The sequence below is a fragment of the Stieleria sp. genome, assembly GCF_041595215.1.
GTDB classification, from domain to species: Bacteria; Planctomycetota; Planctomycetia; order Pirellulales; family Pirellulaceae; genus Stieleria; species Stieleria magnilauensis.
Genome location: NZ_JBFHKV010000294.1, coordinates 1 through 8,443 on the forward strand (window position 1 = coordinate 1; position 8,443 = coordinate 8,443).

The window sequence follows — 8,443 nt, forward strand, 5'->3', positions numbered from 1 at the left end:
ACGGTGACTGCGTCCGACGGTGACGGCGGGTTTGATCGCAGCGTGACGCGGTTCGATGTGCTCAACACACCGCCTTACCGCCCGACGATTTCGGCGCCTGTCCCCGGACCGCACTACACCGGTGTGCCGATTGAGCTCAGCGCCAGGGATGTCACCGACGATGGGGCCGGCGATTCACTCGAGTATCTTTGGGAAGTGACGACCAACAACGGTCAGGCGGTCGAATCATCCGACAAGATCGATTTCAGTTTCACGCCCCAATACTCCGGTCGCTACAGCGTCCAATTGACGGTCACGGATTCCGATGGCGGCGTGTCGAGTTTCGATCCCGCTGATTACGACGTCATCCCGACTGCCCGGATCAGCGATGGGGGCAACGGCTGGTTGACGTTTGACGGCAGCCAAAGCATCGCACTGCCCGAAGCGACGCTTTCCGGTGCCAGCGACATCACCGTCGAACTGTCGATCCGAACCAATCAAGAGGATCTAGGTCTTCTGGAAGTGGTTGGCAGTGACGGCATTGGTCTGTTGGTTGGTTTGGTCAATAACGCAACGACGATCCGAGTCATCACGCAGGCCCAACTGCCCGATCAGCCAGCCAGCCTGATCCAACATACTTTCGACTTGGCCGCTCCGCTGAGTGACAACCAATGGCATCGGATCACGATCGTGCGCAACGCGGTTACCGGACAGACGGAGCTGTTCATTGACGGACTTTCGGTCGGTGTTCGGGACTTGCCGCTGGCGACCGACACGCTTCCAAAGACGTCGTACGCCGTATTGAACGTCACGTCGGTTCGGGTCGGAGACGGGCTGCGAGGCTCGCTGGATAACGTCCAAATCTGGCAAACGGCGCGATCAGAGGATCAAATTGCGATCAATGACGCCGTCGAAATCCGTCGCTCGGAAGGTTTGGTCGGCTGGTGGGCTCTAAATGAGCTGGCCGGTGACACGGCGGTGATCGACCAGAGCGGCCGGGGCAATCATGGACAGTTTGTGACCGGAGCTGAACCGACACGCAATCGTACGGGCGGCGAAATGCGGCTCGGCGATACCATCACACTCAGCGGTGCATTCTCGACGCCGATCGCGCCGGCAGGCGATCTGCGCGGCAAGACTGAAACGGTCCGTCGCGAGTACCACTGGTTCGTCGATGATGTGCGGCAAGCCGTGACGACAACGGCGACGTACGACTACGCACCTGCCGCCGCGGGTGCCAAGGCGATCAAGCTGATCGTCGTCGACATCTTTGAAACCGTCGGTGACACTCCTGTCACGCAACCGACGACGGCGGAACTGTGTGCACTGGACAACGAGCGGTACACCGTGCTGTGCAGTGACGAGGTCTCGTCAACGCTGCAAGTCGGCGAGCAGGCGATCGGGATCACGCCCGCAGTGGCAACCGCCGACGAGGGCGATTCACTGGACTTCAGCTTCAACAGCGTCCTGCCGCTCAATGAAGCCCAAGACGTCATCAAGTGGACGGCGACGCTCGAGAAAGGCGGTGTCGCAATTTGGCAGACAGACGGCAACGGCATGGATTTCAACGTCACTCCGCCGGACGACGGGACGCTGACGATCAACTTGTCCGTGACTACCAGCACGGATTCCGTCTGCCGGGTTTACAACGCGCCGCCGTTGACGATTGCGATTGAAAACGTGGCTCCCACCGCCAACGAAGACAGAATCACGACGGCCGCCGATTCGGCTGTCACGATCACCACCGCGTCCCTGTTGGCCAACGACACCGACCCGGGTGTTTTTGATACGTTGACTATCAGCAGTCACGACGTTGCAACAGCACTGTTCGTCAGCTTGGTGGACAATCCGGACGGAAGCATTGTCTTTGACCCGACCACCATCGCCGACATCCAAACCTTGGCCCACGGTGAGTCACGCGGCGATACCTTCCATTACACGATCGAAGACAGCTCGGGGGCGTCGCACAGTGCGATCGTGTCCTTGACGATCGAGGGCGTCAACGATACCCCCGTCCCAACAGCTGACGGGATCACGGTCCAGATCAAACCTGATTCGGTGTCCGGCAGCGGGAATGTCCTGGGCAATGACTCGGACATCGACACGACCGACACGCTTTCCGTCGCCCGCTTCGGCGATCGGGTGCATGACTCGCAGGACTTCGTCGGCACCTACGGCGCGCTGACTTGGAATCGCAACGGATCGTTCACCTACCAAGCCGACATGACAAATCCACTGGTCCGCGGTTTGTTGGCCACGGATACGCTTTCGGAGGAAATCCCGTACGTCGTTACCGATGGCATCGCCGAGGTGGAATCATCGCTGACGGTGGCGTTGGAGGGCACCAACCGCCGGCCAACGGACATCGCGATCAGCGCCACCAGCTTTAATGAGAATGCATCGGGTGTGGTCATCGGAGACTTGACGGTGACGGACCAAGACGTCAATGACGTCTTCCGCTTTACCGTCAGCGACGATCGCTTCGTCGTCGTCGGTGGGCAGTTGAAATTGGCCGACGGACTTGCGCTCAATCACGAAATCGAGCCCACGGTCTCGGTCGATGTCGATGTGTTCGACTTCGGAAACCAAACGTTCCGCAAGACACTCAATTTGATTGTCACCGACGTCAACGAGCAACCGTCGGTCGTGGATCAAGCCTTCGCAGTGGACGAAAACAGCCCCCTCGAGACACCCGTCGGCACGGTCGCGGCAACGGATGTCGATCAGGGGGATACGTTGACGTTTTCCATTATCGGCGGCAGCGGTCGCGATGCCTTCCGAATCGATTCGGCATCGGGAGCGATTACGGTTGCCAACAGTGGACTACTGGACTTCGAATCCGGTCCGACGATGACGTTGGAGATCGAAGTTGTCGATGCGGGGACGTTGAAAGATGCGGCGACGATCACGATCAGCATCAACGATGTCGACGAAACGCCGGCACCTCAACTGGAGCGGGTGGCGATCGACGACGGCAGCGGCCAACGCAGTGCGGTTCGGTACATCGATCTGCAATTCGACTCGCTCGTCACGATCGACGACGGAGCCTTCCAACTCGCAACGAGCGACGGCACCCCCGTCGGCGTCGCTCCGGTGATCGATCACATCAACGGCAAAACCAAGGTCCGGCTGACGTTCCTTGACCCGGCCTCTGGAGCGGACTTGGTCGATGACTCCGGATCACTGCAAGACGGAAACTACACCTTGACGATCCTGGACACGCACGTCCGTTCGGCGACCGGCAAACGGCTGGACGGAGATCGTGACGGCGAGGCCGGGGCACCGCGAGTCGATGAGTTCTTCCGCTTCTTCGGTGATACCGATGGTGACCGAGACGTCGACGGCCAGGACTATGGTCGGTTCGGGTTGTCGTTCCTGAAGAGCAACGGCGATGCCGCGTACAACCCCGCCCTGGATAGCGACGGAGACGGCGACGTCGACGGCCAGGATTACGGCCGCTTCGGACTACGGTTCCTAAAACGGCTAGGCTCGTAGCCAACTAAAAAGGTGCCAACTGAAAAGGTGTCCGACACCGTCCTGGCCAAATAGGCGGGTTGGCGAGAGTGGATTAGATGCTTCGCGACAGCGGTGGGTTCCACTGGATCTTCCAGCCCGCATCCATCATGGAGGCACCACCGTTTGTAGGTGCGGGCAAGTCGCTCTCTCCCTCGATTTCGGGACGATTCAGCTCGATCGTGTCCCGTTCGTCCGCGGCGGGCTCAAGTTCGCCCGTCTCGATGCTCTTCAGACCCGTCTTCGGTGCGGCGTCGAAGGTTTCGGCCGGCTTCAGACTCATCTGGCTGTCGGTGGACGGCTGACTGATCGTCGAGGAGGAACTGCTCGTTTCGGAGAACGACGAGTAGCCGTGGGTGATGGCGCTGCCGAAGGGATCGTAGTAGGACATCGGCACCCGCATCACGGTTTGGCGTGGCACGACGACGGTCTCGGTGTAGGGTTCGTAAACTTGACGGGTCACCGGACGACGGACCGTTTGAATGACCTCTTCATACTCGGTGTACTGAACGGTCTGGGGCACCTTTTTCGTCTCGTAGCGAATCTTGCTCGTTTGCACCGGAACCTTTCGCACCTGTTCTTCGGTGATCCAGCGTTGCTGCGTCACGGGCACCTTGCGGGTCATGGTCTTGGTGACCGGCCGCTGAACGACGTAGGGAACCTTGCGAACCATCGTCGTCGGCACCATCCGCGTCGACTGGACGGGAACGTTTTGGGTGACCACTTCGGTCTGCATCCGCGTGGTCTGGACGGGGACTTTCTGGGTGACGATTTCGCTTTGCATCCGCTGGACCTGGACCGGCACTTGGACTTGCTCGGTGACGGGCATGTAGGACGTTTGCGCGACCTGTTGTTGGATGTAGTTGGGCCGGTAGACGTACTGTGTTTGCGCCGTCGGCGGGGTGACGACCGGCTTAGCGACATAGCCGCCGTGGACGCGAGCGAACAATCCGAGCGGACCTGGGGTGGCGTACAATCCCCGTTGGTACTGCAATCCATAACCCACCGAACCAGGGGTGACCGTGGTTTGGGGGACATAACCGCCGGCGTCGACGGTTTGGTTGACCATCGTCATTTGCGGACGCAGCGTCGTGTACTGCTGCGTCTGCATTTGCGTTTCAACGACCGGCCGTTGAACGGTGTATTGCTGCTCGTAAAAGCTGGTTTCGGTCACGGGACGCTGGACCGTGTACTGCTGTTGGTACATCTTGGTTTCGGTCACGGGGCGATACGTCGTGTATTGCTCTTCGCGCTCGGAGGTCTCGGTGACGTATTCGGTCTCGGTGTAGGTTTCGTCTCGGTAGCTGGTCTCGGTGACCGGCTTCCAAACGGTGAAACGCTCTTCTTTGTAGGACGTTTCGACGGTATTGACGGGGACGGTCACTTCACGCACTTCGGTGCGGGTGCGGACGACCGGCCGGAACGATTTGACTTGTTCTTCGACCATCTCGGTGCGGTACACCGGCCGCATCCGCTGGACCGTTTGCTGTTCGTAGGTGGTCGTCGGCTGGAGTCGGTAGGCCTGGGGATAGCAAAAGTCTTGAGCGCTTGCCTCACCGCCTAGAAGACAGACTCCACCGCCCAGAAAACAGGCAGCGGAACCGGTGAGAACCAGACTGCGGGGGAATCGTTTGCAGGAGAACTGGCGAAACATCGCGAGGGGACCTTCTGTAGCAAATAAACGTGTAGACGCGAACGAGCGAGCACTCGAGCCCCGTCTGTAGGGCCACTGTGTAAGGTTACGCAGTTCATTAGCCAATTGCCAAAAAAAGAGTACAAAAACCCCCGTTTTGACTCAAGAACGCCGCGCCAACTTCACCAGATTGCCTGACTGTTTGCCCACTTCGCCAGGCGGAAACTGGGCGCCAGAGGGACAGTTTGCCGATTGTCCCGATGGTACGGATTGGGGCGGGTAAGAAGATTTTGGAGGTAAGAAGATTTTGCGGGTAAAAAGAGAACGGACCGCACGATCATTCGATTTAGCCGATTTTCTTACCTTCAAAATCTTCCTACCTCTCCTCCGGCCAAGGCGTCCTGTCACCTCGGTGGCTGTCAGGGAGGGGATGGCAGAATGATGGGGTGTCCGTCGGTTGGCATGGACTCGTCGCCTCGTCCACTACGGGATGCTAACCCGTGTTGGTCATCCACTCCGACTTGGGCAACCGGGCCAACCACGCCAGCCACGCGTAGTTGGATGCCGAGATCATCGCTTCGCTGTGGGTCAGGCTGAGCGCGGCCAATCCGTAGGCGGCTTTTTTGCGGCCGCCATGCATGATCTTTTCCTTGCCGTTGGCAGGCCCGACCAGGTGCGCCATTTCATGGACCATCGCATCGGTCATGAAGATGACATCTTTGCCCTTCATGTTTTTGACACACACCTTGACCCGTTTGTAGTCTTCGACCTCCATGTGAAACCCACCCGGAATGGCTTCGGCAAAGATGGCGTGCCCTTCATCATTGGTGCAACTGCCACCGCTTCGCACAAAGGGTCGGACGGCCCGTCGGGCACGGGGGTACCGATTGAAGATCTTGATGATCTTGTTGATCGCATGGATCTGCTGTTTTTCAGTCGATAAACTCTTGATTTTGAAGCAGCGGTCGACCAGATCGTAGCTGGGTTTTTCCGCCTTTTTGCCTTCGAGATACTGCAGCGCGTTGAGCAGTTCGACGACGGCGTTCAGAGCCCAGCGTTCGGCGCGATTGACCGCGGCGTTGACCCGCGTCATGACATCCTTTTCCGAATCTGTCATCGGCACAAACGAACTCGCTCCCGGTCCCGGCAATCCGCCGCTGCCGCCCGATCCGCCGCCAGACGCGCCCGCCGCGGGTTGCAATTCATTCAGCTTGGCCAGCGTGCGATGCCCCGGATCGACGCGGGCATCGGCGCGGGCAGCCCCGAAGTGATGCTTTTGGAAGATGTAAATCGCCCGCTCGGTCTTGGGCCCGTTGAGCCCATCGACGACCAGAATCGGATTGGGACGGCCGGCATTCACCGGCACGCGGTTGAGGGCTTGCTGAATCGATTTGACATCGGCGCGAAGATTCTTTCCCTGACGCCCGACCGAGCCAGAGATCGTGACTTCCGTGGCCGTCCCGCCGGGTTCGTCTGAACCGCTCGTCGGCGAACAGCGGCCGAACAACCCATAGCCCATGCACTCTTGGCGGTGTGCCGACATGATTCGTCCCTTGCGTTAGCGGTGGTCACGAACCCTGGTTGTCGTGGCGGAGCGGGTTTTGTTTCGTCCTTTTTCGAAAATCTTTCACATCAATCGCCCGGCCGACCGGGACGTTTGCCGGTCAGCCCGATCGAAAACCCCATCCACCAGAACACGCCGATCAGGTAGGGTTCCCAAGCGTCTTGCGCCTCGTTGGCGTCGCGGACGAATAACAAGACCAACAGCGTCGCCAAAGCGATGAAGAATCCGACGCCGCCGGCCCACAGGATCCAGTTCAATCGCTGCGGAAACCTCATCGAGACCACCCGATAGATGACCAACCCGACCAGATAGGGGCCGAACAGGAATGCCACCTGAGTGAGAAGACTGGTCATCGCCGTGATCCCTATCCATTTGGCGGTGTCTGACGATCAGGTCGTCTCGTCACCCGATGCGGCATCAAATGTCGATTCGATTTCTCGGTAGTTGGCCTGCATCGCGTCGAGCTGTTGTTTCAACCGCTCCAGGTCTCGCCCGTTGTCGATCGATTCGTTCAGGATCGGTCGCAGCCATTCCTGCATCAAGTGGAATTGACCTTTGATCAGATCCGCCAACACGCGCGGGACCTTGTGCTGCACGTAGACCTTCTGGTCCGGTGGCTGGGCGGTGGCTTGATGCTCGCTGATCCGTTGCAGTTGCTCGCCGGTCGATTTCAAGCATGCCGCGACCTGATCGGCCGAGGCGGTCATGCTGTGTCGCAACGCATCGATGCGGGCGTCCATCCGCTCTTCGGTGCCGTCGCCGCCGACCGCGATCGCTCGTGAAATCACCTGCCGAATCGATTCTAAACCGTCGCGCATCGATGCCAACTGCCGCATCAGTTGCCCCGCCTGGTCTTCGCTGTCGAGCCCCTGCATGCGGACACTTTCGACGAAGGCATACTTGATGCTGTCCCAACGCTCCTTTTCTTCCGGGGTCAGGATCCCCATCAGCTCTTTGAACTTCAGCACGTTGGCTTCGTTGTCGGTCGTCAGCGTCTGGGCGTCCTGTTCGTAGCTGCTGACGATCAGCGATTGCAATTCTTTGGCGTTCATCACGCTGGCGACTTTTTCCGCCATGCGATTCATGTTTCGATAACTGCCCTGCAGCTTGAACGGCGGTTCGGTGCGGTAGGCGTCGGCCTGGGCGGCGCTGCGGATGTACGCCCGGTTGACACGCAGCACGACGTCGCGGACCTGCAACAGCTTTCGCATCACTTCGTACATGTCGCGGACTTGGTCCGGTGAAAAATTGCCCTGCAGTTCGATGCCTTCCATCGTGTCGCGTTCGGCGGCTCGGATGATGGCGCGGGCATCGTCGGGCGAAGCCGATGACAACGGCGCGAGCGTCGGGTTGCTGGTCAAGCAGTTTTCCAGGTAGCTCATTTCAAACGCATCCGCCGACTCCCCGATGATCTCGCCGAGGTTGTAGACGTCGGCGCGGTTGGACAGCATGTCGGGAATCTGGAATCGGTCGCCGCTTTCGGTGTAGGGGTTGCCGGCCATCACGACTGAAACGCGTCGCCCACGCAGATCGTAGGTTCTCGTTTTCCCGTTGCTGACCCCTTCGATCTTTCGCGTCGCATCGCACAGCGAGATAAATTTCTGCAAGAACTCGGGATGGGTATGCTGGATGTCGTCCAGGTACAACATCACGTTGTCGCCCATTTCCAGCGCCAGATTCAACCGTTCGACTTCTTCTTTCGCGGCGGCGTTGGGCGCCTCGGCGGGGTCGAGCGAGGTGACTTGATGCCCGAT

4 protein-coding genes and 1 pseudogene are annotated in these 8,443 nt (G+C 59.3%); 1 reads left to right on the plus strand and 4 read right to left on the minus strand.

Annotated features, from left to right (window positions below; translation table 11 throughout):
- On the plus strand, positions 1–3,474 hold a 3,474-nt coding region (locus ABX749_RS13230; RefSeq protein ID WP_372896402.1), incomplete at its 5' end, for an Ig-like domain-containing protein.
- Between the two features lie 73 nt (positions 3,475–3,547).
- On the opposite strand, the gene ABX749_RS13235 is transcribed toward ABX749_RS13230, so the two are convergent.
- The 4 genes and pseudogenes from ABX749_RS13235 to ABX749_RS13250 all read right to left on the minus strand — a co-directional run.
- Positions 3,548–5,146 (minus strand): hypothetical protein, encoded by a 1,599-nt coding sequence (locus ABX749_RS13235; RefSeq protein WP_372896403.1) that lies wholly within the window; start codon positions 5,144–5,146, stop codon positions 3,548–3,550.
- A 472-nt stretch (positions 5,147–5,618) separates the two neighbouring features.
- A complete protein-coding gene (locus tag ABX749_RS13240; protein WP_372896404.1) occupies positions 5,619–6,668 on the minus strand; it encodes a peptidoglycan-binding protein in 1,050 nt (349 codons plus the stop codon).
- 89 nt (positions 6,669–6,757) lie between these two features.
- Positions 6,758–7,042 carry a hypothetical protein gene (locus ABX749_RS13245; protein WP_372896405.1) on the minus strand — a complete coding sequence of 95 codons (285 nt, stop codon included), beginning with the start codon at positions 7,040–7,042 and terminating at the stop codon, positions 6,758–6,760.
- Between the two features lie 36 nt (positions 7,043–7,078).
- A pseudogene (locus ABX749_RS13250) lies at positions 7,079–8,443 on the minus strand (AAA family ATPase); the annotation flags it as partial.

What these genes read in the sequence shown, in the direction of transcription:
- ABX749_RS13235 (WP_372896403.1), bottom strand. Translation starts at nt 5,146, where the DNA reads ATGTTTCGCCAGTTCTCCTGCAAACGATTCCCCCGCAGTCTGGTTCTC.
- ABX749_RS13240 (WP_372896404.1), bottom strand. Translation starts at nt 6,668, where the DNA reads ATGTCGGCACACCGCCAAGAGTGCATGGGCTATGGGTTGTTCGGCCGC.
- ABX749_RS13245 (WP_372896405.1), bottom strand. Translation starts at nt 7,042, where the DNA reads ATGACCAGTCTTCTCACTCAGGTGGCATTCCTGTTCGGCCCCTATCTG.